At 61.3% G+C, this 26,195-nt stretch carries 18 protein-coding genes; 16 read left to right on the forward strand and 2 right to left on the reverse strand.

What is annotated here, in order from left to right; all coding sequences use genetic code 11:
- Positions 1-115: 115 nt before the first annotated feature.
- From AC1DQR_RS00170 to AC1DQR_RS00245, 16 genes are all read left to right on the forward strand, one after another.
- The gene (locus tag AC1DQR_RS00170) at positions 116-1,369 is read left to right on the forward strand and encodes a M20/M25/M40 family metallo-hydrolase (RefSeq protein ID WP_477132299.1); all 1,254 of its coding nucleotides are present in this window, start codon (positions 116-118) and stop codon (positions 1,367-1,369) included.
- Positions 1,370-1,939: 570 nt separating this feature from the next.
- Positions 1,940-12,826 (forward strand): hemagglutinin repeat-containing protein, encoded by a 10,887-nt coding sequence (locus AC1DQR_RS00175; RefSeq protein ID WP_477132300.1) that lies wholly within the window; start codon positions 1,940-1,942, stop codon positions 12,824-12,826.
- 8 nt (positions 12,827-12,834) lie between these two features.
- Entirely contained in the window at positions 12,835-13,236 is a 402-nt protein-coding gene (locus AC1DQR_RS00180) for a hypothetical protein (protein WP_150990732.1), read from the forward strand.
- 194 nt (positions 13,237-13,430) lie between these two features.
- A complete protein-coding gene (locus tag AC1DQR_RS00185; RefSeq protein WP_416052251.1) occupies positions 13,431-13,646 on the forward strand; it encodes an Imm63 family immunity protein in 216 nt (71 codons plus the stop codon).
- Positions 13,647-13,805: 159 nt separating this feature from the next.
- Positions 13,806-14,021, forward strand: a complete 216-nt coding sequence (locus AC1DQR_RS00190; protein WP_416052252.1) for a hypothetical protein — start codon at positions 13,806-13,808, stop codon at positions 14,019-14,021.
- Positions 14,022-14,071: 50 nt separating this feature from the next.
- Positions 14,072-14,470 (forward strand): hypothetical protein, encoded by a 399-nt coding sequence (locus tag AC1DQR_RS00195; RefSeq protein WP_416052253.1) that lies wholly within the window; start codon positions 14,072-14,074, stop codon positions 14,468-14,470.
- Between the two features lie 1,109 nt (positions 14,471-15,579).
- Complete coding sequence (locus AC1DQR_RS00200; RefSeq protein WP_416052254.1) at positions 15,580-16,044, forward strand: hypothetical protein; 465 nt, start codon at positions 15,580-15,582, stop codon at positions 16,042-16,044.
- A gap of 55 nt (positions 16,045-16,099) precedes the next feature.
- Positions 16,100-16,513 carry a hypothetical protein gene (locus AC1DQR_RS00205; RefSeq protein WP_416052255.1) on the forward strand — a complete coding sequence of 138 codons (414 nt, stop codon included), beginning with the start codon at positions 16,100-16,102 and terminating at the stop codon, positions 16,511-16,513.
- A 213-nt stretch (positions 16,514-16,726) separates the two neighbouring features.
- Positions 16,727-17,182 (forward strand): hypothetical protein, encoded by a 456-nt coding sequence (locus AC1DQR_RS00210; protein WP_416052256.1) that lies wholly within the window; start codon positions 16,727-16,729, stop codon positions 17,180-17,182.
- A 119-nt stretch (positions 17,183-17,301) separates the two neighbouring features.
- Positions 17,302-17,685, forward strand: a complete 384-nt coding sequence (locus AC1DQR_RS00215) for a hypothetical protein (protein ID WP_477132301.1) — start codon at positions 17,302-17,304, stop codon at positions 17,683-17,685.
- Between the two features lie 152 nt (positions 17,686-17,837).
- Entirely contained in the window at positions 17,838-18,407 is a 570-nt protein-coding gene (locus tag AC1DQR_RS00220) for a hypothetical protein (protein ID WP_416052258.1), read from the forward strand.
- A gap of 164 nt (positions 18,408-18,571) precedes the next feature.
- On the forward strand, positions 18,572-19,060 hold the full coding sequence (locus tag AC1DQR_RS00225; protein WP_174427842.1) for a hypothetical protein: 489 nt from the start codon (positions 18,572-18,574) through the stop codon (positions 19,058-19,060).
- Positions 19,061-19,131: 71 nt separating this feature from the next.
- Entirely contained in the window at positions 19,132-20,904 is a 1,773-nt protein-coding gene (locus AC1DQR_RS00230) for a ShlB/FhaC/HecB family hemolysin secretion/activation protein (protein WP_477132302.1), read from the forward strand.
- A 229-nt stretch (positions 20,905-21,133) separates the two neighbouring features.
- Positions 21,134-22,537, forward strand: a complete 1,404-nt coding sequence (locus tag AC1DQR_RS00235) for a HEAT repeat domain-containing protein (RefSeq protein WP_477132303.1) — start codon at positions 21,134-21,136, stop codon at positions 22,535-22,537.
- A 54-nt stretch (positions 22,538-22,591) separates the two neighbouring features.
- Positions 22,592-22,900: a hypothetical protein gene (locus AC1DQR_RS00240; RefSeq protein ID WP_477132304.1), complete on the forward strand. Its 309-nt coding sequence runs from the start codon at positions 22,592-22,594 to the stop codon at positions 22,898-22,900.
- A gap of 12 nt (positions 22,901-22,912) precedes the next feature.
- Complete coding sequence (locus AC1DQR_RS00245) at positions 22,913-23,659, forward strand: immunity protein Imm33 domain-containing protein (protein WP_477132305.1); 747 nt, start codon at positions 22,913-22,915, stop codon at positions 23,657-23,659.
- A gap of 423 nt (positions 23,660-24,082) precedes the next feature.
- On the opposite strand, the gene AC1DQR_RS00250 is transcribed toward AC1DQR_RS00245, so the two are convergent.
- Both AC1DQR_RS00250 and AC1DQR_RS00255 read right to left on the reverse strand, forming a co-directional pair.
- Positions 24,083-24,262 carry a hypothetical protein gene (locus AC1DQR_RS00250; protein ID WP_477132306.1) on the reverse strand — a complete coding sequence of 60 codons (180 nt, stop codon included), beginning with the start codon at positions 24,260-24,262 and terminating at the stop codon, positions 24,083-24,085.
- Between the two features lie 730 nt (positions 24,263-24,992).
- Positions 24,993-25,469 carry a GNAT family N-acetyltransferase gene (locus AC1DQR_RS00255; RefSeq protein ID WP_253931412.1) on the reverse strand — a complete coding sequence of 159 codons (477 nt, stop codon included), beginning with the start codon at positions 25,467-25,469 and terminating at the stop codon, positions 24,993-24,995.
- Positions 25,470-26,195 lie beyond the last annotated feature (726 nt).

The following is a 26,195-nucleotide window of genomic DNA, read 5'->3' on the forward strand; positions in this document are numbered from 1 at the left end:
GGCGCTCCGGCGCGGGCGGCAGCGCCCTTGTGCAGCCGCCCGCGCCCGCGCTAGCATCGCCCGGCAGGCATCCCGGCCTGCCTTCACAACGACCCAATCCTCCACAGGAGACACCATGCATTCCTCCCTGCGCCGGCTGACCCAGGCGGCCATCGCCACCCTGATCCTTGCTACCGGCGGTGCCCACGCCGCCGACGCCCAATTGCTGGCCGCAGCCCGCACCGCGGAGCCCGCGGTGATCCAGTCGCTCAAGGAGATGGTGTCGATCGAGTCCGGCAGCGCCAACGCGGCGGGCCTGGCGCAGATGGCCAGCTACACCGAAGGCCGGCTGGCGGCGCTGGGCGCCCGCACCGAGCGCATCGCGGTCACCAAGGGCCCGGGCATCATGGTCAAAGGCACGCTGACCGGCACGGGCAAGCGCCGCATCATGCTGATCGCGCATATGGATACGGTCTATCCGGCCAACATACTGGCAACGCAGCCCATCAAGCAGGACGGCAACCGCCTGTACGGCCCCGGCATCGCCGACGACAAAGGCGGCATCGCGGTGATCCTGCATGCACTGGCCATCCTCAAGGCGGCCGGCTGGAACGACTATGCCGAGCTGACCGTGCTCTTCAACCCCGACGAGGAAGTCGGCTCCATCGGCTCCGGCGAGACCATCGCCAAACTGGCCGACCAGCACGACGTCGTGCTGTCGTTCGAGCCGACCGCCGCCAAGGCCGTGGTCAAGACCGAGGCCCTGCTGATGGGCGCCAGCGGCACGGCAACCGCCGTCATGGCAGTGCAGGGGCGCGCCTCGCACGCCGGCGCCGCGCCGGAGCTGGGCCGCAATGCGCTGATCGAGCTGGCCTACCAGTTGCAGCAAACGCGCGACGTGGCCAAATCCGTGCCGGGCACCCAGCTCAACTGGACCACCGCGCAGGCCGGCGAGGTCCGCAACCAGATCCCCGAGCACGCCACCGCCATCGGCGACGTGCGCACCACGGTCAAGGACGGCGCCGGCAAGCTGCAGGCCGCGCTGCAAAAGAAGGTGGACGAAGGCAAGCTCGTCCCCGACACGCAAACCACCGTGACCATGGAAACCGGCCGGCCGCCGTTTGTCGCCAACGCGCGCGGCCGCGAACTGGCGCAGCGCGCGCAAGCCATCTACGCCGAGCTCGACGGCCGCCAGCTGGCACTGGCCGAAGGCACCGGCGGCGCCACCGATGCGGGCTTCGCCGGGCGCTCCGGCAAAGCGGTGGTCGTGGAGAGCTTCGGCCTGGCGGGCTTCGGATACCACGCGCGCGATGAGTACATCGAGATCGATTCCATCGTGCCGCGCCTCTACCTGCTCACGCGCATCCTGCAGGAAATCGGGCGTAGCTGAAGCCGCGCCCGGCTTGCGCGCTAAAGGATCGCGGACATCTGCCGTTAATGGAGGTAGTCGGAGATAGTCTGAATTCCGTTCTTAGTGAAATATATCTGTTCTGATAATTCCTATTGATTAAGGCGCCTAGGACTAGGATTAGGAATGTCTTAATCCTAGTCCTAATCCTAGTCCTAATCCTAGTCCTAATCCTAGTCCTAATCCTGGGCGTTGCCTTTTATCCCGGCGCTAATAACACGCCGCGCGTCTGCTTTTCAATCCCCCTTCAGTAGGTCAAAGCACGCCCTGCGCTGCAAAATCTCCCGCAATGCCGCTTGCAGCCGCCGATTGGCGGTGAGCAGAGGTGTGCAATGCCCGCTCTTGCGCGCTCGCAATACCCCTCTATTCGTACGTGTCCGATTGACCGCATTGCCGTCATCATTAAATATTGTCCACACATTCAAAGAGGGTGACGGTTGTCGCCAGTCATTCCGGTAAGGGTGCCAGTTATCAGAAAAGCACCGCTAATCCAGGGTCTATCCAATTATGAACAAGGGCAGTTTCCGCCTGGTCCACAGCAGGCATCGCGGGATGCTGGTCGCCGTTGAAGAATCGGCCGCCAGCATCGGAAAAGGACAGCAAGGCGGCGCACGCGCGCAACGGCGCAGCCGCCGCGCAGGGCAAGGCCCGGCGCCTGGCGCATCGATGGCATCGACGGCGGCCGCGCTGCCAGCCATGCCGCGCGCGCGCTTTGCCTCGCTTGCCTCAACTGCCTCGTTGGCCTCGGCTGCCCTGCTTGGGCTGGCTGCCCCGGCCACTGCCCAGATCGTGGCGGACCCCAATGCCGGCGCCAATCGTCCCGGCGTGATCCAGACCAGCAACGGCCTGGCGCAAGTCAACATCACGCGCCCCTCGGGCGCGGGCGTGTCCACCAACGCCTACACCCAGTTCGACGTGGCCAAGGGCGGCGCGATCCTCAACAACTCGCCCACCATCGTCTCGACCCAGCAAGCCGGTTTCGTCAACGGCAACCCCAATCTGCTGCCGGGCCAGAACGCGCGCATCATCGTCAACCAGGTCACCAGCGCGCTGCCCAGCCAGTTGCGCGGCTACCTGGAAGTGGCCGGCGCCCGGGCCGAAGTGGTGGTGGCCAACCCCAACGGCATCATGGTGGACGGTGGTGGCTTCATCAACACCAGCCGCGCCACGCTGACCACCGGCGTGCCGGTGTACGGCGGCACCGGCAGCCTCGACGCCTTCCGCGTCACCGGCGGCCAGATCTCGGTGCAGGGCGCCGGGCTGAACGCTGGCAACGTTGACCAGGTAGACCTGATTGCCCGCAGCGTCACCGCCAATGCGGCCATCTATGCCAACAACCTCAACGTCATCGCCGGCGCCAGCCAGGTAGACCGCGCCACGCTGGCCGCCACGCCCATTGCCGGGACCGGTCCCGCGCCGGGCATCGGCATCGATGTGAGCCAGCTAGGCGGCATGTACGCCAACAAGATCCTGCTGGTCGGCACCGAGGCTGGCGTGGGCGCGAGCCACCGCGGCGTGCTGGCCGCGCAGGCCGGCGACCTGACGCTCAGCGCGCAGGGCCGGCTGGAACTCGCCGGCAAGACCAGCGCCAGCGGCAACCTCGCCATCGCCGCGCGCGGTGGCGTGGAGAACAGCGGCACCACCTACGGTGCACAGGCGGTCTCGCTCGATACCGCGGGCGCGCTCGGCAACAGCGGCACGCTGGCGGCGCAGCAGGGCTTGCGCGTCAACGCGGGCAGCGTGGCCTCCAGCGGCACGTTGGGCGCGGGCGTCAATGGCGACGGTGCGATCGGCCAGCAGGCGGACCTGAATGTGGTGGCGGCCGGCACGCTGTCGGCCAGCGGCAAGCACCTCGCGGGCGGCAATGCCAGCCTGCAGGGCACGGCGCTGCAGCTCGCCGGCAGCCAGAACGCGGCGCTGGGCAACCTCAGCCTCGCCGCCAGCGCGGGCGACATCAACCTCAGCGGCGCCAGCAGCCAGGCGGGCGGGGCGCTAAGCGCCAATGCCAGCGGGGCGCTCGTCAACGACCGGGGGCAGTTGACCAGCCAGGGCACCACCACCATCACGGCCGGCAGCGTCTCCAACCAGGGCGGACAGATGCTGGCCCAAGGCGCAGCCACGCTGCAGTCGGCCGGCGCCGTCAACAATCAGCAAGGTGAGTTGCAGGCGGGCGGCGCGCTCGCCGTCAACGCCGGCTCGCTGGACAACAGCGCGGGCCGCCTGGCCTCGCTGGGCGCCGACGGCCTGGCAGTCACCACCACGGGCACGCTGGCCAATGCCGCCGGCACCACGGCCAGCGGCGCCAAGGGCGGCGTGATCGGCGGCAACGGCGATGTGCGGCTGAAGGCCGGCGCGCTGGCCAATGCCGGCGAGATCAACGCGCAGGCCAACGCCAGCCTGGACGCCAAGTCGCTGGACAACAACCGGGGCAGTGTGACGGCCGGCGATGCGCTCACGGCCACCGTGGCGGGCGCGGCCAGCAATCGCCAGGGCACGATGTCAGGCGCCACGCTCAATCTGACGGCCGGCTCGCTCGACAACGCCACGGGCCGCATCGAAGGCGACCTGGTTGGCGTGCGCACGGCGGGCGACCTGGCCAACCGGGGCGGCGCCATCAACCAGTTCGGCAAGGCAGACACCCGCATCAGCGCGGGTGGCGTCCTGGACAACACCGCGGGCACGCTGGCCACCAACGGCAAGAACCTGACCGTGGACGCGCAGTCGCTGTCCAGCGACAGCGGCCACGTTGCGCACGCGGGCGACGGCACGCTGGCCGTGACCAGCCGTGGCGCGCTGGGCAATGCCGCGGGCACCATCCAGACCAACGGCGCGCTGGACCTGCGGGCCGCCGGCGCGGTGACCAACACGGCCGGCCGGATCGAAACCGCCGGCACGCACGGCGCACTCTCGCTTGCCGCTGCCAGCGTGGACAACACCGCCGGGCGCATCGTCAATGCGGGCGACGGCTTGACCCGGGTCCAGGCGCAGCAAGCCTTGGTCAACGCCAATGCGGGCCGGATCGGCGGCAATGGCAAGGTGGAGCTGGCAGCCGCCACGCTGGCCAATCATGCACAGATCACCGCCAAGGGCGATGCCAGCCTGGATGCACAGTCGCTGGACAACGGCCAGGGCAGCATCACGGCGGGCGAAGCGCTCACGGCCACCGTGTCGGGCGCGGCCAGCAATCGCCAGGGCACCCTGTCCGGTGGTGTCGTCGATCTGTCGGCGGCGTCGCTGGACAACGCCGCCGGCCGCATCGAAGGCGATCAGGCCGGCATCCGCACCACGGGCAATTTGTCCAACAACGGCGGCGCCATCAACCAGTTCGGCAAGGCCAATACGGTCATCAACGCGGGTGGCGCCTTCGACAACACCGCGGGCACGCTGGCCACCAACGGCAAGAACCTGACGGTGGACGCGCAGTCGCTGGCCAATGACGGCGGGCGCATCGCGCACGCTGGAGACGGCGCCCTGGCGCTGACGACCCGGGGCGCGCTGGGCAATACAGCCGGCGCTATCCAGAGCAACGGCACACTCGCCGTGCAGGCGGCCTCGCTGGACAACACCCGGGGCAACCTGTCCGCGCAAGGCGCCGCCAGTGTCACCACGGGCGCAGACCTGGTCAACCGCCAGGGCACGCTCTACGGCCAGTCCGGCCTGTCGCTCACTAGCCAGGGCCAGGTGGACAACACCGGCGGCACGGCGCAGACCAGCGGCGATTTGTCGGTCGCTGCCGCTGGCACGCTGAGCAACGCCGGCGGCACGCTCACCGCCAACGGCGCGCACGGCAAGGCCACCGTCTCCGCATCCGGCATCGACAACCGCGGCGGGCGGCTTGCCAACGCGGGCGACGGCGCCACCACCATCACCGCCGCCGGCGCGCTGGACAACACCAGCGGCACGCTCGGCGGCAACGGCGACGTGACCCTCGCCGCCACCGATCTCGCCAACGCAAGCGGCGCGCAGATCGCCGCGGCCGGCGCGCTTACGCTGGGCGTGACCCGCAGTGTGGACAATCGCAGCGGCAGGATCTACGGCGCCAAGGGCCTGACCCTCAACCAGGCCAGCACCACGCTTGCCAATGCAGGCGGCAACGTGCTTGGCGGCACCGACGTGCAGCTCACCGTCGCATCCATGACAAACCAGGGCGGCGCGGTACGCGCCAACCAGGACGTGGGCGTATCCAGCCGCGCCGGCACCGTCAGCGGCAGCGGCGAGATGACGGCGGGGCGCAACCTGACGCTCAACGTAGCGGGCGACTATCTCAACGACGCCGCCAACAAGCTGCGCGCCGACGGCGACCTGCAACTGCGTGCCAGCGGCGCGGTCACCAACACCGGCACGCTGGCGGCCGGCGGCAGCCTGGCAGTGCGTGGCGCCAATGTGAACAATGCCGCCGGCGCCGGCATCAACTCGCAGGCCACCACCGTCCAGGCCGATGGCACCATCACCAACGCCGGACGCATCGAAGGCAATGCCGTCAACACCATCAGCGGCGCACTGGCCAACACCGGCGCCGTGATCGGCAACACCGTGCAGGTGCAGGCAGCGGACGTGAGCAATACCGGCCCGGCCGCCGTCATCGCCGCCGCGCAGGACCTCAAGATCCATGCGTCAAACGCCGTCTCCAACCTGGACGGCGCGCTGATCTACAGCGCCGGCAACCTGCAGATCGCCCGCAACGGCACGCGCGACCCGGGCACCGGCATGCTGGCCAACCAGGTTGGCGTGCTCAACAACCGCTCGGCAACGATCGAGGCAGACGGCGATATCGACATCGCCGCGCGCACGGTCAACAACACGCGTACCAGCATCGTGACGGAGGCGGGCACGCCGCAGACCACGACGACGCAGACGCTCTCGCTCTGGCTCGCCGGGCTGGGTGACGGAGAAACCAATGGTCACATGAGTGCCACGTTCCCCGGATGGACCTGGCGCGCCACGGCGGCAAGCATCAGCGGGGACATGGTCAACGCGCTGCGCGCCCCGGTCACGCTCGAAGTGCCAAAGTCCAACGTGGTCAATCTCAATACCACGGCCAAGACGCTTTCCTTCACGGAGCCGCCCTTCGAGACCTACGGCGGCTACAGTGGCCCGATCTGCAACGACAACGGCTGCACCGGCGGAGACGGTCCGGGCGGGCGCCCGTTTGCCACCAACCCTACCCAGTACTACCAGGACATCCAGGACACCGGGTCCACCTACAGGATCACCTTCTGGCCTGACTGGGATCCCGCCAAGCACCTCCGCCCGGACCAGGTGCGCGTGCGCTATGACCTCGGCCCGGACGTTCACGACTACAGCGAGACTTCCCGCACCACCGTCACCACCGTCGCCACCGACCGCCTGGTCAGCGCCACAGCAGCCGCCCGGGTCCAGGCCCAGGGCTCGATCCGCATCAACAGCGACGGTGGCAGCATCCTGAACCAGTCGTCCATCATGGCCGCCGGCGGCAACCTGTCCCGGCGCGCTGCCGGTGGCGGGGTACAAGACGTCGGCACGGTGCTCCAGCAGACGGTCAGCACCACCGACACCGCCACGTTCTACTGGCACCAGAAATCCGGCGGCAACAGCGATGAGCAAACGGTGCCGTATCCGACCACGCCGCAGGCGCCCACCACGGTAGCCGCGCTGCCGGCCCTTGCCACCGCCAACCAGGCCGTGCAGACTACCGCGCAGGACATCACCGTCGGCTCCGTCAACCGCGTCGGCCAGACTGTCACTGGCAGCGGCGTGGCCGGCGGCAGCGCCTCCGGCACGCAGCTTGGCAGTGTCGCGGGCACGGCCGGCGCCGCGCCAACCCTCGGCGCCGGCCCCGTCGCGGCCGCCACCGGCACCACCAGCCGCCCGCAGACGCTTGGCACCGCCGCCGGCGGCATTCCCAACCTGACGCTGCCCGTCAACGGCCTGTTCACGCTGCGCCCGGCCCCGGCCACGCCCTACCTGATCGAGACCGATTCACGCTTCACCCAGTACAAGACCTTCCTCTCCAGCGACTACATGCTGGGCGCCCTCGGCCTGGACCCGCAGCAGGTGCAAAAGCGCCTCGGCGACGGCTTCTATGAAGAAAAACTCGTCCGCGACCAGGTCACGGCACTAACCGGCCGTACCTTCCTGGCCGGCTACACCGACCAGCTGAAGGAATACCAGGCCCTGATGAACAGCGGCGTGACCTATGCCAAAGCCTTTGGCCTGTCCCCCGGCGTAGGCCTGTCCGATGAGCAGATGCGCCAGCTCACCACCGACATGGTCTGGCTGGTAGCGCAAGACGTGACGCTGCCCGACGGCACGCATCAATCGGTGCTGGTGCCCAAGGTCTACCTGGCGCAGTCCAACGCCGTCGACCTCAACAGCACTGGCGCGCTCGTCACCGGCAACAGCGTCGCGCTCAATGCCACCGGCAACGTCAACAACAGCGGGCGCATCGTTGGCGACGTCGCCACGCAGGTGCTCGGCAACAACATCGTCAACCGCGGCGCCATTGGCGACACCACCGGCACCACCGTGGTCCAGGCCCTGCAGGACGTACGCAACCTGGGCGGGCGCATCGGCGGCCAGGACGTCCTGGTGCAAGCCGGGCGCGATGTGGTCAACGAAACGCAGACCGTCACGGAAGTCCGCACGATCGGGCCCAACGGCTACAGCGCGGGCGCCACGGGCGTGGCCGTGGTGGCGGCGATTTCGGCAACCGGCAACGCCGTGGTGCTGGCCGGGCGCGACGTCACCCTCAGCGGCGCCGTGCTCGAAGCCGGCAAGGGCGCGCTGATCGGCGCCGGGCGCGACCTCACCATTGGCGCGGTCACCCTCGGCACCACGCAGGACGCCGTCTCGCGCGGCGGCCAGAGCTATGCCCACGACAAGACCAGCACGGTGGCCGGCAGCACGGTGCAGGCAGGCGGCAATGTGGTGGCGGTGGCCGGGCGCGACGCCGCGCTGGCGGGGTCCAAGGTGGGGGCGGGCGGCGATGTCTCCCTGATCGCCGGGCGGGATCTCACCGTCACGGCGCTCAAAGACACCACCGCCCACGGCGAAGGCTCGCTGGGCGGCAAGGGCGCGTCCTACACGCAGTCCGCCTATGACGAAACCGTGCGCGGCAGCACCGTGCAAGGCGGCACCAGCGCCACCCTGGCAGCCGGGCAAACAACGCTGGCGGCCGGCCTGCTGGAAGCCAACAGCATCACCGCCGCGCCGGTCACAGGCACGGGCAAGGGCAGCGTCACGCTGACCGGCTCGGAAGTCAGCGCCGGCAAGCCCGGCGTGAGCGGCACCGGCGTCAGCATCGTCGCCACCCAGGACATCACCATCGGCGAAGCCCGGGAAGTGCACGACGCCAGCTACGACGGCCGCAGCAGAAGCAGCGGCCTGCTCTCGCGCAGCTCCAGCCACGACCAGACCAGCAGCCATGCCGACCTTGGCGTAGGTAGCCTGGTCAGCGGCGACACCGTGCGCGTGACCGCCGGCAACGACCTCACCGTGCGCCAGAGCGGCATCGCCGCCACCGACGGCGTAGCCCTGGCCGCCACCAAAGGCAACGTGCTGATCACCGCCGGCCAGAACACCCGCGAAGAAAGCTACGCGCACGAGCAGAAATCCTCCGGCCTCTCCGCCTTTGCCGGCAAGGGCGGCATCGGCGTCTCGGCAGGCAGCAACCAGGCCAACAGCGCCGGCCACGCCGTTGCCGTCACCCAGAGCGATGCGCGCAGCACCGTGGGCGCCACCAACGGCAATGTCACCATCAGCGCCGGGCGCGATGCCACTATCCTCGGCAGCGACCTGATCGCCGGGCGCAAGGAAGGCAACACCACTGCCGGCCATATCGACATCCAGGCGCAGAACATCGCCGTGCTGGCCGGCGTGGACCACATCACCCAGGAAAGCAGCCAGAGCAGCCGCTCCAGCGGCCTGTCCATGGCGCTCACCGGCACGCCGCTCGACACGGCGCGCAACCTCCAGGACATCCAGCGCAACCCCAGCACAGTCACCCGCGCCAAGCAAACGCTCAATGAACTCGGCGCTGCCGCCTTCACCGCGCCGCAGGTGGGCATCACCTTTGGCAGCAACCGCAGCAGCAGCCAGGTGGAGACCGAATCGATCTCTCAGCGCGGCAGCCAGCTCACCGGCGCCGGCGATATCCGCCTGCGCGCCACCGGCAACGGCGACAAGGACGCCAACGGCAAAGCCACCGACGGCAATATCCTGATCGCCGGCAGCACCGTCAGCGCCGGCGCCGCCGCCATCCTCGACGCCCAGCGCGACGTCCTGCTGCAAGCCTCCACCGACAGCTACCGCGAAGCCACCAGCTCCAGCAGCAGCGGCTGGAGCCTGAGCACCGCCGCGCCTTCGCTTGGCGACGTCGGCCGCTTTGTCGGCGGCGGCCCCAACAACGGCGGCGTCTCCATGCTGCCGTACGGCAACCAGAAAGCCAGCGCCAGCGGCGACGCCAGCGCCGCCCGGCAAAACGCCACGGTGGTCACCGGCAACACCGTCGCCGTCAAGGCCCGCAGCGGCGACATCACCATCGCCGGCAGCGGCCTGTCGGCTGAAGGCGACCTCACGCTAGCCGCGCTGCAAGGCAAGGTCGACATCCTCTCCGGCCAGGACAGCAAGACCAAGCGCACCGACAGCAGCAGCCGCCAGATCGGCGACCTGGGCGGCACCGGCTACACCGGCACCGTCGGCATCCGCACCGAGTCCCACCACCTGGACACGGCGCAGACCACCGAAAACACCATCCGCAGTCAGGTGGTCAGCCAGAACGGCAGCGTCACCATCAGCGCCAAGGACGACCTCACCGCACGCGGCGCCGACATCGCCGCCGGGAAAGACGTCACGCTGATCGGCAAGAACGTGGTGCTTGACCCCGGCAAGGACACCGCAAACAGCCACCAGGTCGACAAAACCAGCCAGTACGGCGTCACGCTCGCCCTGTCCGGCTACGCGGTGACCGCCGCGCAAACCATCGAGAATGCCGCCCGCGGCATGGAAGACAGCAAGAACGACCGTCTGCGCGGGCTCTACGCGGCGCAGGCCGCGCTCGCGGTCGCCAACGGCGTCAGCACCGTCCGGGACCTCGCCAGCGGCGGCACCGGCGGCACCGCGCTGATCAAAGCCACCGTCAGCATCGGCGGCGGCAGCTCCGAGTCCGAGTCCCGCAGCCAGGCCAGCGCCAACCAAGGCACCACCGTCAAGGCCGGCAACGCCGTCACCATCGTCGCCGCCGGCTCCGGCGGCAAGGACGCCAACGGCTACGCCACCGACGGCGACATCACCGGGCGCGGCGTACAGATCGACGGCAAAACCGTCACCCTCAGCGCCGCCCGCGACGTCAACCTGGAAAGCGCGCAAGACACCGCCAGCCAAAGCAGCAAGAGCGGCGGCAGCAACGCCAGCATCGGCGTGGGCCTCGCACTCGGCGGACAGCAAAACGGCTTCACGCTCGAACTCGCCGCCAGCCAGAACAAGGCCAAGGGCGACGGCGACTCCGTCACCAACCACAACAGCCATGTCAGCGCCAGCGACCAGCTCACCATCACCAGCGGGCGCGACACCAACCTCAAGGGCGCGCAAGTCACCGGCGACACCGTGCGGGCAGACGTGGGGCGCAACCTCAATGTAGAAAGCCGGCAAGACACCGACAACTACCACAGCCGCGAATCGTCATCCGGCTTCCAGGCCAGCCTGTGCGTGCCCCCGATCTGCTACGGCACCACGGTCAGCGGCGGCGTCAGTGTGTCGAGCGGCAACACCGACAGCACCTACAACTCGGTCAGGGAGCAAAGCGGCATCTACGCGGGCAATGGCGGCTTCCAGGTCAACGTCAAGCAGAACACGGACCTGAAGGGCGCGGTGCTGGCCAGTACGGCCGACGCTGGCAAGAACAGCCTCACCACCGGCACGCTGACTACCAGCGATATTGAGAACAAGGCGGAGTACAGCAGTAGTTCGTCGACTATTGCAGCTAGCTTCGACAGTGGTCAGAGCCTGCTGAAGAACGGCGTGAACACCCTTGCGGCCACGGCGGCAGGGAGTGCGCAAAAGGCAATCGAAGGCGATGCCGCCGGCACTACCAGGAGCGCCATTGCCAATGGCACGGTCACTATCACCAATGCCGAGGCGCAGAAGGAGAAGACTGGCAAGACTGTGGACGAAACGCTTGCCAGCTTGAATCGGGATACGGATGGCGCTAATCAGGCGATCGATAAGATCTTTGATGCGAAGAAAGTAAAGGAGCAGCAGGAGGAGAACAAGGTCCGGGCCGAACTGGTGCAGCAGTTGGCGCCGATGGTTTATAGCAAGGTCGGCGACATGCTGGTGGGCTCCTCTCCTGACACCAAGGCCGCTGTCCATGCTCTGGTGGGCGGTCTGCTTGCCCAGGCGGCCGGCGGCAGCTTCGCCGCGGGTGCTGCAGGTGGGGCGGCGGCCTCGCTGGCAATGGAGGCTTTTGGTAAGGCGCTTCTCGATCAGCCTGGTTTGAGTGATAGCGATCGTAAGGCGTTGGTGCAGTTGGCTGGGTTGGTGGTTGGTGGGGTGGCCGGTGGCGCGGCAGGTGGGTCGGTTGCAGATGTTGCTGCGGGTGCGAATATTGGGAAGGTTGCGACGGAGAATAACTACCTGAACCATGAGCAGAAGGATGCCCTGGCTAAGGACCTCCTGAAATGCCGAGGAGATCGCGCATGTGTGATCTCAACGACTGCGAAGTATCAACAGATTGATGAGCAGCAACACGCCGACGCAAAAACGTGCGCAGACGGACCAAGCTGTCGCACCATTGCGAATGATGCGCGAACCGGTAGTGGCTTCTCTTATGCTGATGCAGTCGCTCTCTGTGCAGGGGTGAAGTCATGTATTGATTTTGCAGCGGGACTGGGACCTCGTGATGTAACGGATACCATGATTGCAAATGCCCGGCGTGATCGGGTAGAGCTACTTGCCGAGGCTGCAAGAACGAAAGACACTTTGGTTGAAGACCTTGACACCGTCCAATTGTCGGGCGGTTCATTTGGTTCCGGCGGAGGAGCAGTTGCAGGTGTGACAGGTGGGGGGAAGCCGTCGGCTCCTTCGAGCGGCAGAAACCCCAATTCAACTCGGACATCTGAAATATCAGAACTATTTGATTCAAACAATTCGCGAGCAGGAATACAAATAGGGAATAGATCTCTTGTTGAGGTGAAAAATAATGGAAAGGCAAAAATATTTAACGGAGCCAGCGATGTAGAGGTCAAGCAGTATTTCGTTGATTTGACGGGGGCACTTCAGTTGCCCGCCCCGCGAATAGTTCCCGGGAAAGGGATGATGTATGTGGTTGATACCGCGAAAGGGAATTTTACGCTTCGTGATTTTGCTGGCTCTAGTGGTCAAACGGGAGCTGTTTGGACGATTGATGTTCCAAAGGCAGCTGTGGGGATGACGTATAATCCTGAGATTAAATTCATAAGGTGAGATGTTCTATGAAAACTCTGGAAAATTCAGATGAAATAGTCGGTGATGCGTTTGGGCTTTGGATTTCATCCTTATTCAGTGCTATTGGGGGTAGAAATCCTGGGTTTTCATTTGATGAGCAAAGGGACGCCTTCTTTTGGCTGATTGAAGATCTTTTGGTTAAGGGGAGGATAAAATTCATTTCCCCTGGCGCCGATTGTTATGTATCTCAAGGTAATCCAGAGCCAAAGTTGACAATAGATGATCCCGCTTCGCACTGGAAGGCGAGCCCAAAAGAAATTGTAGATTTTTTACGAGAGAAGTGGCCTGTGAATGTGTCAAGTGAGAATGATGTGGATCTGACAATGTATTTTTACGAAGTTCCGGGATTAATATGGGTGGCTTCAGATGGAAGCTTGGTTGCTTCATAAAAGGAAGGCGCTAACCAGGCTCTCGATAAGATCTTCGATGCGAAGAAGGTGAAGGAGCAGCAGGAGGCAAACAGGCTGCAGGCGCAGATCGTGCAGCAGGTGATGCCGATGGTGTAAAAAAACGGATATGTGCTCGAGGGGTGGCCGGAGCCCGTTAAGGTATCTTAAGGAGGTTCGGTGATGGTTAGCGCAGATTGAGGGGCGATATCCTGTTCTGGTTTTTTGAGCGTGTCTGTTCGAACGTTGTGTTTAGGTACGAGTTGCAGAGTCGGATCCAAGGGCTGGATCCTAGACGAATATATTTCGCTAAGAAGCAAGGCTTATCGCAAGTGATCGACGAAAATTTGGGAAAGATAGCGGCTGTAGAAATAGCCAAGATCTTAGCGACACACCCATTCGTTGATGCCTGACTCTATTTGGAGTCGGTAAAGAAAAATATTGGATAGATTCAAGTTAAAACAAATCGCAATGAGAGGAAATTTTATTATAAATTACTGGTATCGAATTTCAGTTGAAACATAGATAAGATCAAGCAATTGCAAGAGAGCGCGCGGGTACTGCATGCTCTGTTGAGCCGCTATGCAAAGTTTGATGAGGATGTAGAGATGGTTTTGGGCTTTATGACTTACGTGTTTGCTGATATTGAGCGCGGGGAAGCAGTCCCGCCGGTTCATGACAACTATCGATGGTACTTTGCGAATACCGAGGGGCCCCTGTTCAAATATGATGACCTGGGCGAGGCCCACGCTCAGTATTCGCATGCGTTAGAGGGCTGGGCGGCATGACCGCTTTTAGCAGATAGGGGTGTTTGGATACAACACGTCTGGTGCGCTGCATGGAAGTCAGCCCGGAGGAGCGGCGTGGTGGTGGTTTTGACCGGAATGACGCAGTCTTCTTGTGCGGTGGCGTGCCGTCTTGCGAGAGTTATCTGACAAATCTAGGTTCGCAGAACAAAACGGATGAGTTCTCAGCGTTGAGACGTGCAGAGCAAGTACAGATTGCTCTAGAGAACGCCGTTACTAAGGGTACTCTAGTCGACGCACTAGACACTACGATGGTGTCCGGCGCCTCCTTCGGTACCGGAGGAGGTGCGATTGCCGGTGTGACCGGGGGCCGTAAGCCGGCTAATTCTGTTGGTACGTCAGCCGGCGGCGGGCAACAAGGCCACATGAGCGGCGTCGCAGATCTTTTTGACAAGACCAGCCCAGTGAACGAGATTTCGCTGAATGGCTAAAGATACACTGCAACTGCGGATAGCAACAAGGCTGGTACTACGAAGGTGTTTGACACTAGCCGTTTGCCGAATACGCAGCTTGAGTCTCAAGCGCGCGCATTCGTTGATCACCTGACTGGGGGGGGCATTGAGCCCGAAGGGCAACCCGCCTCAGGTTTGGACGACGACGCTGGCTGACGGCACGACGATCAACTTAAGATCTGTTTCAAGTTCAACGGTGGGTACAAGTGGAAATCAGGCTAGGCGGACTGTGGACGTCATCAATAATCCATTGATCCAGGCGGTTGTTCCTCGGCCACGTATCGAAATCAAATTCAAGTAGGAGGATTCATGCTGTCGGATGCGGAGTACGACTTTATTGCTAATGGATGCGAGGACATGGAGCTCGACGCCATATGGGACTATTTCTCGAAGCCATTTGGTAGCCCATTCTTGCCTCTTGATCTGAGCACATTTGAGAATCGACGGGACGCATTTCTGTGGGTATTGGAGCGCCTATTGAGGGAAGGGCGCATTGTCTTGATAAGGTTGGGGACTCAATCTTCAATCGACGGGGACATAAGCGATCAAATCCGGAGATTCCTTGAGGCATTTCCTAAGACCGATGCCGAGATGGATGGGGGGCTTTGGTTCTTTTCCCCTAGCTGTCCAGGTGGGGCCGCTTGGCAACGAAGATCATAGGTGCAGTGGATGAGTCTATGTCCAGATAACGTACATCCCGGAGTCCGGTCCGTTGTCAAGATTACTTCTCGGGGAACAATGTGCGTTCCGAAGTTGCCAAAATGACAGCCATGATTAATGGGAATCCGACGGAAATCGAGTTGCGCGAAAGGATAGAACGTCAACTTGGATGGCGTGGGGCAACTGAGATAGTTGGAGGCCGATGGGGGATCGGTATTTCCCGTATCAAACGCGCCGTTTCGTCGAAACCGGTGATATTGATCATTCTGTTGTTGGAAACTGGCCCATATTCGTAAGCAAGGATGGTAGTTGTCACGGAGGAAGGCGCCCAGAATAGTCTTACGCGTGCATCAGCTCGTGCATGCGCCTTCATGTTAGAACATGACCGGCGCTTCTATAGAAGTTAGAAGACATGGATACTAGAAATTATGCATCCAAAAACGCTAGCCAAGTTGTTTCAAGAGTCAAAGGCACAGCCAGTAATTCTGGGTGATATGGTTGTGGTGCCAATTTATCGGCTACCTCTCGCGGCGGGGAAATGGCATGTCCGTGTGGAGCGAATATCAGCAAAAAACATTCCAGTGCAAGGGCTCAGATTAAAGGTTGATCGTGGTCACATCGCTGTCGCCGGCCAGAAGCAGAAGGACATCGTTCTATGGGAAGACACCAGTCCAGATGTTGTTGATCTGGAGATTTCAAGTGCCTCGGACACAGTCTTGAAGGCTTGGAATGTGTGGCGAGTTGACGGGGTGACTCAGGCTTGGATCGGTAACGCTGGCATGATCGTCGAGGGCAATGCAGAAAAGATTAAATTTCGTTGCAGCGATGGAACGTCGGAACCAGAATTTAATGATTTTATCGCATTGCTCATGGTCGAGCCGAAATTGAACTAGTTTGAGTAACTGCACGTGAGGTGGTCAAGAATAACAGGTGTGAAAGGTGGCTGGTATGGCAAATAGTATCTTTATCCCCCTTCATGCGGTTCCGTCGGGGCTCAACGAGATTATTGATTTGATTGCCTTCGGGTTCTCCGATGTTGGGAGGTCTGTGCCAAATGTATACAGTGCTAAATCGTCTGATGCCGATGAAAACTGGAAAGACAATTTTGTCTTCGTAGAGGACGTCGGTTCCGGTGAGAGGTGCTGGGTTTCATTTTTTGAGACCACTCCCGATGTCACGGGAAATAAGGAATGGACGTGGTTGGCTGGAGTAACAGCAAGGTGGTCGTGGGATTTTGCGGGCGTTGTTGCATACGCACTATGTAGTTACGCCGATTCTATTGTCTACAATGATTCAGGTGTCCTAACTGGTCAGGAGGAATACTCAGCCAAGGATCTAAAGGGTATTTTATCCCGTGATTGAGTTGGAAATATTCAGAAGCCTCGATTGAGGTGAGTGAAGGGTATTTTAATGATATGCCTGGGAATCGTGAATTAATTTTAAGAGTAATCGGGTAAATCCTGTGCTGTGATTATCGTATTTCAAAAAATATATTCCATTTGGGTGAGTGCAAAATTTGCAGAGTATTGATCACGGCGGGATAACCATTTCTAACAATTTAATAAGGCTGCGGCAATGGGACCCGACGATACAAAGCAAGGACGGGAGTTACTTGACTTTATTGAAGAGCTCGGTCCGCTGGCTTGGCAAAGATTTGAGTCAAGATATCCGATTTTCAAATTCAAAGATCAAGATCCAATAAGTGAGGATCGATCTAAAGTTCCGCCTTTCACTAGTTTTAGATTTGTGGATGAAAATCCTGAAATAATATCAAAAATTAAGTCAGCTGTAGAAGAATTTGAGGGGAATGTCAAGTGGGTAATGGTGGGCCATTGTCGGGATTCGTTCCCAGGAACCATCAATTGGATGATTTGCCCAGAAATAGTTATTGACGTATCCGAAATGGCGCGAGAGGTCGGGGTTCCTGCTGAGCAGTATGTGGAGGACGAATATCCGGACTTCGGGTCGCTGGCTTATGCGGATCTATGTGGATTGGCCGAGCATTTGAAAGCGATGTTTTCGAAAGAATAGCCGTTTGTGGGTCATAATTTATTGATTTTGCAAAGGTATCAAGGTCAGAGACGGATGCGGGAACGACGCGCAGTATTTGAGTAATACCTCTCCATCGGTACTCCTTGGGAAGCATGATTATGAATTTGAAAATTGAGTTCGCAGAAAACCTAGTTTCGCTGAGCCTGATCAGGCAGAAGAACATTCCATGCCTGTGCCGTGTATCCGGGTCGCTGTTTGAAGTCGTCTTTCAATCGCCTCTTCAAGACGTGGTCGGCGTCGTTGATGGATGGGGTCGTAAGTTGCTTGAAGAGCGGGCTGTAGCGGGTGCTGGTGGGAGTTTTACCCACTACAAGCACGGAATGGTGACGCTGAGTGAAATTCAGATGGGGCTCTACAAAATCATGGATCTTTCATTTTTCTATTCCGATTACGGGTGGTGTCCTATATTGATAGGCGGGGTTTATGCGCCACCTGGAAATTTTTGGGATGATGAGGGGGAGGATACGATCGGTAGGTTATAGATGTAGCGGAAAAATATATTTCCCCGAGAGGGGGTGGCGTTCTTCGCGCGTAATTTCGATATGGCGGCGCATGGGCCATTGAGTATGCCGATCGTAATCAGACGTTGGCGCATAGAGCTACATGCAATTCAATTTTATCTAAAAACAAAATCATGAAGCATCTGTTTTTAATCGGCCTCTGCCTTTCCACCACCACCGCTTTCGCAGCCAGCCCAGTTCTCCTGGAAACCCCAGTCACCTACGCTCCGGGCGCCAGCGTAGTCGACCAGGTCAAGTCCGAATGCCAGATCGAGAACATGCTGACGACCCGCGTCGGCGATGTACTGCGCAAACGGAACAAGACCGGCGACGGCACGGTCGCGTCCACGGGCGATGCCAACGGTGCACAGGTGCTCCGGCTGCAGATCACCCACATCCTGGGTGTTGGCGGCGGTGCCTGGACTGGCCCTAAAGCTATCACTGTGGCTGCCGATCTACTTGAAGGCGGCAAGGTGATCCGCAATACCAAGATCAACCGGTGGTCGGTGGGGGGGATGTGGGGTGGCTTCAAGGGGACGTGCTCCATCCTTGACCGTACTGCCGTTGCCATCGGGAAGGATCTGGGGCGTTGGGTTGCCGATCCGTCCTATGTGATCAAGGAGGAGGCGCCGCCTAAGGAGGCTGCCGAGGCGGCGGCGGAAGCCGCGCCGGCTTCTGCGGTTGCTCCGGCTAGCGTGGAGTAGCCCTCTGGGGTTGATGTCTTGTCGGGCTGAGGTCGCGGGCGTTGTGCGTAACGCAGAGTGCGCGCCCCCTTGGCTGGACGTCGTATCCGGGGGGGGCATTTCCCGGTGTTGTCAGCAAGCCAATATAAAGAAGTCGCCATATGGGTCAATTCTCTCGTCTCGCCATGCTCGCACTGCCAGCCCTGCTGGCCGGCTGCACATCGGTTTCCACGCTCGCGCCGCCGCTCGGCCCCGACGATCCGTCCGCCGAGCTTTACGGAACCGGCGGCTTCAGCATGACCATTCCGCAAGTGAACCAGAAGGGCTGCTACCAGGGCGATGCCATCCTGAACACGCAGTCCGCTGCGCCAAGCATCCGCGTGCGTGCCGCGCGTCCGCTGGTGATTGCGATTGACGGTGCATCGGGCATTCATCGCTGTCGCGATATGGTCCGGTTCAAGCCGGAGGCGGGTCACAAGTACGTCGCGCATGGCCGGCCGGGGCCGGATGAGGAGTCGGCGAAGGTTTCCATCTGGAAGCAGGCGGTGAGCGCGAACAAGCCTTACTGCCATATCGCGGTGTTCGATGAGACGGACGAGACGGATGTCAAGCCGGTGCAGATCAAGCGGGTCGAGCCGCGCCAGCGGGGTTTTACCTGCATCGGTTTCGATTAATGGCGTGAGCGGTTAGCGGCGCGCAGGTGCCAAACATGCCGTGACGCTTGGTCACGCAAATTCAAGCTTTCATGCAGATCAGAAGAAAAATGATTGCCGCCATGCTTTCGGTAGCGGGTGGTGCGGGTTACACCAGCACGTCATTGCGTGCCCAGGTGCCTCCCGCCAATCCGGGTCAGGCCGCCATCCTCTCCGGCGCGGAACAGGAGCAGCGCGTGCGCCAGCAGCAGGAAGCCCGCGAACGCGCCCAGGCGGTCCAGGCGCCGGGCGTGCGGGCAGCGCAGCCGTCGGCGGAGGGGTTTCCCGCGTTGCCGGTTGAGCAGCCGTGCTTTCGCATCGAGCGCTTTGTGCTTGAAGTCCCGGCGGAGCTGCCGCCCGCGCTGCATGCGCGCGGCGCGTCCGCCTTGCCGCAGGATCCGTTCGCCTTTGCCCGTGCGTGGCTGGATCACTACCAGGGGGCTTGCATCGGCAAGCAGGGCGTGGACATGCTGGCCAAGGGCGTGTCGCACGTCATCCTTGGCCAGGGCTATGTGACCACGCGCGTGTTGCTGCCCGAGCAGGACCTGAGCACCGGCACGCTGCGCATGGCGTTGATCCCCGGCGTGATCGGGCAATTGCGCTTTGCCGAGCCGGATCTCCGGGGCACGTGGAAGAGCGCGTTTCCCGCGCGCCCCGGCGATCTGCTGAACCTGCGGGACCTGGAGCAAGGCCTGGAGCAGATGAAGCGCGTGACCAGCCAGGATGTGGACATGCAGGTTGTGCCCACCAGCGTGCCGGGCCAGAGCGACGTGGTGATCGCGGTCAAGCGGACCAAGCCGTGGACGGTGGTGGCGTCGATGGACAACTCGGGCACGCGCTCCACCGGCAAGCTGCAGGGCAACCTGAGCGTGGGCATTGACAACCCGCTGGGCCTGAACGACCTGTTCAACGTGGGCTACAGCCAGGACTTGGCCTTTGGCGACCGGCGCCACGGCACGCATGGCTGGAACGGCTCCTACTCGGTGCCGTGGGGTTACTGGACGGGCACGGTGTCGGCGTATTCCAGCACCTATTACCAGCAGATTGCCGGCGTCAACCAGACCTTTGTCTCCAGCGGCAATTCACAGACGGTGGATTTCAAGCTGCAGCGGGTGCTCAGCCGCAGCCAGAACGATGTGCTTGGCTTGCAGTTCCGGCTGTCCAAGCGCTTTGGCAAGAGCTTTATCGAGGATACGGAGATCGAGCAGCAGCGGCGAAACAACACGGTGGTGGAGGTGGGCATCACCGATCGCCACTACTTCGGCGCCGCCCAGTTCGACGGCAGCCTGGCCTACCGCCAGGGCGTGGCCGGCCTTGGCGCGCAGCCCGATACGCTGGCCCAGCTGGGCGGCCCCACCTGGCGTTACCGCATGGCCGTGCTGGATGCGAACCTGTCGGTGCCGTTCAAGCTGGCGGAGCAATCGCTGCGCTATGTCACCACCATCCGCGGGCAGTTCACCAATGACCGGCTGTTCTATATCGACGCGCTGACCATCGGCAGCCGGTACACGGTGCGCGGCTTCGATGGCGAAAGCCTGCTGGCGGGGGAGCGCGGTTTCTACTGGCGCAATGAGCTACAGGCGCCGCTGGGCGGGAGCGGGCAGGCGCTGTACGCGGGGCTGGACTATGGGCGCGTGTTTGGGCCGTCAACCGAGGGGCTGGTGGGTACGCAGCTGGCGGGTGCGGTGATCGGGCTGAGAGGCGGGCTGGGGTCGAAGCTGGGGGCGGTGTCGTATGACTTGTTCTTGGGTATGCCGGTTTATAAGCCGGCGGCGTTTCATACGGCGGGTGTGACGGCAGGGTTGCAGTTGGTGTTTCAGTATTGATGGCTCGATCGGCAAAGACACCGGTTCAATCTCGGATTGGAACTAGCAAGCTACAGAAACTTGTCCGGAATAACTCCGATTATTTTGATGAACGTTCGTTTTCTTGTTCTGGCATTTTTGATGCTGGTCTCGTCCGCAGGCACCGCAGGGGAATCTACAGGGCCTCTTCCTTGCAGAAAACCGAGTTGTGAGGCAGGGAATTTGTCAACAAACCTACGATTGAACGGAAATGAGTCTGATCCCAAAGATCTTCTGCCTACGGCCTCCTGCGGATGCACCGCACGAGACAATCTACTTCCCCAAGAGCAATCCGGTTCCTCTTCGGGCCGCGCTCGCGCGGATCGCGGCCACGGATGATCGCGAACTGCTGGCGGAGGCGATCTGTCACTATTCCGGCTACGTAAGGGAGGCAGGCATTGCCCGGTGCGTGGAAATCGGCGACCCGCGATTCCTTGCGCCCATCGCAGACCGCCTGAACGACTGGGTGCCCCAGGTTCGCAAGGCCGCCGGAGATGGGCTGCTCACACTGCTTGCGACGACGCCGGCCGAACTCTTCGCGCCGCTGCTACCGAAGCTCCGGAGCCTGACCCAGGCAATGCGCACCGATCATGGCCCCTGGCTTGCCAAGTTCGAACAGCGGCTTGTCCAGGCAGGCGGCAGCGCAGCTATCTCCGGCGCACTGTCCAGCACGGATATGAGGCTGCGCCGCGCCGCATTTGCCGTTTGCCTCGATCATGGGCTCCAGTCTATCGTCGACCTGGTTAGGATTGGCTTGGCATCCGGCGATATTGTTCTTGCCCGTCAGGCAGCAAATCTGATCGACAAGGTTCCGCACGCGGAGCAGCAGCGTTGCATTGAACTGGCAATGACATCTACCTTTGGGCCTGTGCGCCGCGCCGCCCTGCGGTCCATCCTTGAGCAAGACGACCCCGCTGCCATGGACTTCGCTAAGCGCGCGCTCCTTGATCCCCAGGGAAGCCTGCGCTATAGCACGGCGCGGTGGCTGATGCAGCGCGGCTTTGATGTCTTGCGTCACTGCGTCGACACCCTGGATTCGGGACGCCTGAGACCCGGACAGATCAGAGCGGTGTTGTCTCTACTCGGGGAGCTGCAAGGCAAAGAGGCGTTGCCAGTCATTGGGCAGCACACACGATCGGCGCACGTGGAGGTGCGCGCGCAGGCCCTGATTCTCATGGCGAAGCTCGCGCCGTCCACCAAAGACGATATCGCCGCTCGCGCCATGCAAGACCCATCTCGCCGGGTTCGCAGGACTGCCGCTTTTCTGTGCGTAAGGCAGGGCGCCTTTGTCTCGCTCGCCCAGCTACGCGGCATGCTCAGGCAATACGGGGATCACATCACGGCGCTGAGGATTGCCAGGCGCGAGAAATGGGACTATCTGGTTTGCATCGCCTTTGTGGGGCAGCTATGCGAGCCGGATGAACGAACTCGTGAGGATCTGGCTTCGGCTATTGACATATGGCTTGCTACGGAAGGGAGTAGCTGGACGCGGCCGAGTCCCGCGCATACAGAAGTGTTGGCGCAGCCGGGCATGATGAAGTTGCTGTGCAACCTCACCAATCGCTCGCAGGCATTGCTTGCGCGGCGCTTGCTTGAAGTGGGCGTCGCGGCTTGAGAAGACCGCTTGCGGCCAAGAACAGATATAGTGCACATCGAGTATCGACTATCCATGGCGTTTATCCACATCATTTACGCGGGCACGAGAATACTTCTGTCGAGAAAGCCCTACTTGTCATGGCGTGAGATCCAGGAGGAATTCTGCGACTATTCGGCGTCGCTCGGTCCATGGTCGGAAGTCGAGGTCACGGAATTTTTGAGTGACGAGTATCAGATGCTGATGCCATCAGCCGCGACTCAGGTTTCGGCGTTCATCGATTCCGATGCAGTGATCAAGGAGGTCTCGTTTGCCGGCGAATCCGGCCAGGAAGGGCCTTTCGGCTGCGGCCCATCAGTATCTGTCGGGTCACCAGTCACCTGAAAAGAGGCAATCATGCGTCTTCGCTTACCGTTCTCGTCGTTCGGCTCAAAGGTACCTCAGGAGCAACCAAACGGCGCTGCGGTCTACGCGACTACAGCTTGCAAGCGGTTCAATCATCCGGAATTTCAGGTTCGGGTCTCAAACAGCGTGGTTCCGACGGAAGACCTCAATTGGTTCCTAAGATTTCTCGAACAGCGGGTTGCCGACGGCGAGAGATTCCGAGGCGGTGAGAGCCTGCAAGTCGGATGGATGCTCACGATGCTCGAAGAGGGGCCGGCCGGATATCTACGGGTGATGGAGCCCGATATGAAGGTTGTCCCCGTGAAGTTCACTGACGCGATTGACAGCACGCTGATGCACCTACGCCATCAGAAAGATATGGTTCAAAGTCTCTCGCCCCAGGTGGATCCTGACTTTCCTTCGCTGCGCCAGAGCGCTGTCGTGCACGTGAACTACAAGACTGCAAGCCGAATACTGCTGACGCGCGGACCCGTCCAGGACACGGACTCTGGCTGGTGGCTCACAGACTTGGATGACAACGCTGGCTCACAGGACCCGACACGCTTCTTCAAAACCTCGCTCTATCAACTCGGTGTTGACCGGCCAGATTTGGTCAAGTTCTTCGCGGTGCCATCGGGTCTCCAAGTTGCCGTAGACAACACATTCATCGGGGTACTCGGACCAGATGGAGAATTGAAGCAAATACCTGGCTCATACCTTAGCGAGTTGAATCGGCACCGGCAGCAGCGCTCGAATTGAGCCCGGATTGACTTGGGCTTTGCGTAGAGAGTAGCTCGAGCGGATGGCCGTCGTTGGTGGCAGATTCAACCCGTCGATGCAACAGCTTGATGGAATCGTTCAGCCGGTGTATCGAATTAGCGTCTTGCACGGGCGTTCATTCAGTCGCCTTGCTATCGCCTTCGCTTCGTCCGCGCAAAGGCCGAGTTGCTCCTCCTCATCAATCTGTGACGTCGAGATTGCGAGATTGGGCTTGCATCCATCTCGAAGGACTCCATGCTTGTCGGATCGGCATCTAACCCAACAATGGGCGCGGACAGGGATCAGGTCGGTACGCTAGTGTGCATTTGCATGGGTTTCTTGTGCAAGCCCAGGGAGGCAGGTGTCGATGGGGCAGTGCAAGGGCCTGCCGTGCCAGGCACGAGGCGATCGCACCGGGCCGCGTCACTTTGTTGGATGCTTGGCCGAGCTATTTGCGTTCGCCTCAAGAGCACCGAGCCGAAGGCTCATCACTTGCGCATGCAGCTTGATGGCCCTGACTATGGATTGAACGTCTTCATTCTCGCTCTTGGATGCGATATCGTCGAACTCTGCCCACAGCTTCTTCTCAGCTTCTGTCGTCATGGCTACTCCTGATGGCAATGGCAAACATCAGCGTTGGCAGAATCGGCGGTGCAACTTCTCTGCCGGCTGATGGGCCGGGGGGCCGAAAAGGTATGTTACGTGCCGCTGTAGCGGGAGTCTGTGCGATGCCGTACGCTGGGGAGGGGGGCGAGGCATTGTCGTCCGCGCCGAAGGGATGCGCGAGTGAGCTTCAGAACTATGTCGTGAGAGATCAATGCTGCGCCCATCACGGCAGATTGTGATGAGGTATCGGCGTCGTCCAGTAACTTTCCCAAAGCATGCAGGTCGGCGAGGCTGACGTGCGGAACCGGCAGGCCGCGCCAATATCCGCTCACGGAGCGGTCGAACATCCATGCTGGGACTTCAAGAAGTCGACCAGAAGAGGAGCCAGAGAGGCTGCAGCGGGAAACAGCCGTTCCTTTCGACAGAACCTCATGGACGTGTACCAACCTCCCGAACCAGGGGTGCCACGTATACAACAGCTCGCGAACCTCGGTCCCGTGGGTGTTCTGTCTTCGTGTTGTACAACCGAAACGGACCACACTTTTCGCTGGGCAACATCACCCCCAGCGAATTCGCATTGAAAATCATTCTGGAAAAACAGGCCACATAAGGCCAGATTGAAAAACCCAAGACTCTCCTGAAATCTGGAGGGAAGATGGGTCTCAGGTCACCATCGTCATCTTCCGGCTATGATCAATGTGTCCGGAGGCGAAGGATATCGGGACGGTCATGCGAGTGCGGTGTCAAATCCAAGTCGTCTGTACAACCTTTCAGCACCGGTTGGGTTATCACACTCGACTTTCAAGCACACACGTTTCACCCCTCGTTCTCTAAACGTCATCAGCAGGTGGCGTAGCAGGGCTTCCCCAAGTCCTTGCTGACGCCGATCGATATCAACGACGAGGTCTTTGATGAAACCGCTGCTCCAGCACTGGGCGAACGCAACCATTCGCCCACAGTTATCTAGCACTGGAAAGACTAGAGCAGGATCGTATTCTGCATCGGCGAGAAGTGTGTCCAGCCACGGTCGAAATTCTGAAATTTGACCGCCACCCATGGCGTAGGAAGATTGCATCAAATCATGGGCATCCTCAGCCAATGAAAGTGTGAATTCGACCAGACGCGCATTTCCTGGCCAATCAGGCTGGTACGCGCCGTCATCTTCAGTCTGTCTGCAGAGGTGGAGATATGGCTTCGCACTCATCTAGAACTTCTTTGTTGTTGGAAGGGCAATTTCACGCATTCGGACTGCCATAGACCGTCAATTCTGAAGCGAAATCGGCTCGGTTAACGGGTGGCTCCTAAAACAGATTATCACAACACACCGGTCTTCATGATACGTTCTTAGCGACGACGGTGGCCACACGTTTGCATTTTATTGGCACCCGCTGCAGCGGGATTTGCCCGAACAATGCCACCCTCTCTTTCAATCGGCTTTACGCGAGATTCGTGCGCGAATCGGAGCGCTAACTAGGTCAGCTTGAGCGGTCCGCCGAAACAACCCCGTACTCGCGCCGAAGGAGCTTGAAAGGCGCTGAAGGAATGCACTGGCTGTGGACAGATTACGCCGAGCTTTGCGATTCGCGACTCGACCAAATTTCCATGCCAAAGTTGGCCATGTTGATTGAGGACGGTAGCCGAACTGCATGGCTCTACCCGGGAACGGCCGTTCGGCGAGGGGATGGGGAGTGCATGCGGGCCGCTAGTGCAGTAGGCCTATGTAATAGGCCACCCACAAGAGCAGGGCCACTACGATCGCAAGGACGGCGCCGCGCCATACCGTGCGCGCACTTGGAAGATCGCTCCTGCCAGAAGCCAGAGTCACGACCAAGAAGATGGGAATGCCGACGACCTTCAAACCTTTGACAAGTACGCTGCATACTGTGTCAGCCATTCCACGCCAACTGGTGGCCCGATAGGGGCGCACTAC

The organism is Cupriavidus sp. 05L411, from assembly GCF_056398045.1.

Excerpts from the sequence above, each read along its gene's own strand:
- AC1DQR_RS00170 (WP_477132299.1), top strand. The coding sequence starts at position 116 with ATGCATTCCTCCCTGCGCCGGCTGACCCAGGCGGCCATCGCCACCCTG.
- AC1DQR_RS00175 (WP_477132300.1), top strand. The coding sequence starts at position 1,940 with ATGCTGGTCGCCGTTGAAGAATCGGCCGCCAGCATCGGAAAAGGACAG.
- AC1DQR_RS00180 (WP_150990732.1), top strand. The coding sequence starts at position 12,835 with ATGAAAACTCTGGAAAATTCAGATGAAATAGTCGGTGATGCGTTTGGG.
- AC1DQR_RS00195 (WP_416052253.1), top strand. The coding sequence starts at position 14,072 with ATGGAAGTCAGCCCGGAGGAGCGGCGTGGTGGTGGTTTTGACCGGAAT.
- AC1DQR_RS00200 (WP_416052254.1), top strand. The coding sequence starts at position 15,580 with ATGCATCCAAAAACGCTAGCCAAGTTGTTTCAAGAGTCAAAGGCACAG.
- AC1DQR_RS00205 (WP_416052255.1), top strand. The coding sequence starts at position 16,100 with ATGGCAAATAGTATCTTTATCCCCCTTCATGCGGTTCCGTCGGGGCTC.
- AC1DQR_RS00210 (WP_416052256.1), top strand. The coding sequence starts at position 16,727 with ATGGGACCCGACGATACAAAGCAAGGACGGGAGTTACTTGACTTTATT.
- AC1DQR_RS00215 (WP_477132301.1), top strand. The coding sequence starts at position 17,302 with ATGAATTTGAAAATTGAGTTCGCAGAAAACCTAGTTTCGCTGAGCCTG.
- AC1DQR_RS00220 (WP_416052258.1), top strand. The coding sequence starts at position 17,838 with ATGAAGCATCTGTTTTTAATCGGCCTCTGCCTTTCCACCACCACCGCT.
- AC1DQR_RS00225 (WP_174427842.1), top strand. The coding sequence starts at position 18,572 with ATGCTCGCACTGCCAGCCCTGCTGGCCGGCTGCACATCGGTTTCCACG.
- AC1DQR_RS00230 (WP_477132302.1), top strand. The coding sequence starts at position 19,132 with ATGCAGATCAGAAGAAAAATGATTGCCGCCATGCTTTCGGTAGCGGGT.
- AC1DQR_RS00235 (WP_477132303.1), top strand. The coding sequence starts at position 21,134 with ATGAGTCTGATCCCAAAGATCTTCTGCCTACGGCCTCCTGCGGATGCA.
- AC1DQR_RS00240 (WP_477132304.1), top strand. The coding sequence starts at position 22,592 with ATGGCGTTTATCCACATCATTTACGCGGGCACGAGAATACTTCTGTCG.
- AC1DQR_RS00245 (WP_477132305.1), top strand. The coding sequence starts at position 22,913 with ATGCGTCTTCGCTTACCGTTCTCGTCGTTCGGCTCAAAGGTACCTCAG.
- AC1DQR_RS00250 (WP_477132306.1), bottom strand. The coding sequence starts at position 24,262 with ATGACGACAGAAGCTGAGAAGAAGCTGTGGGCAGAGTTCGACGATATC.
- AC1DQR_RS00255 (WP_253931412.1), bottom strand. The coding sequence starts at position 25,469 with ATGAGTGCGAAGCCATATCTCCACCTCTGCAGACAGACTGAAGATGAC.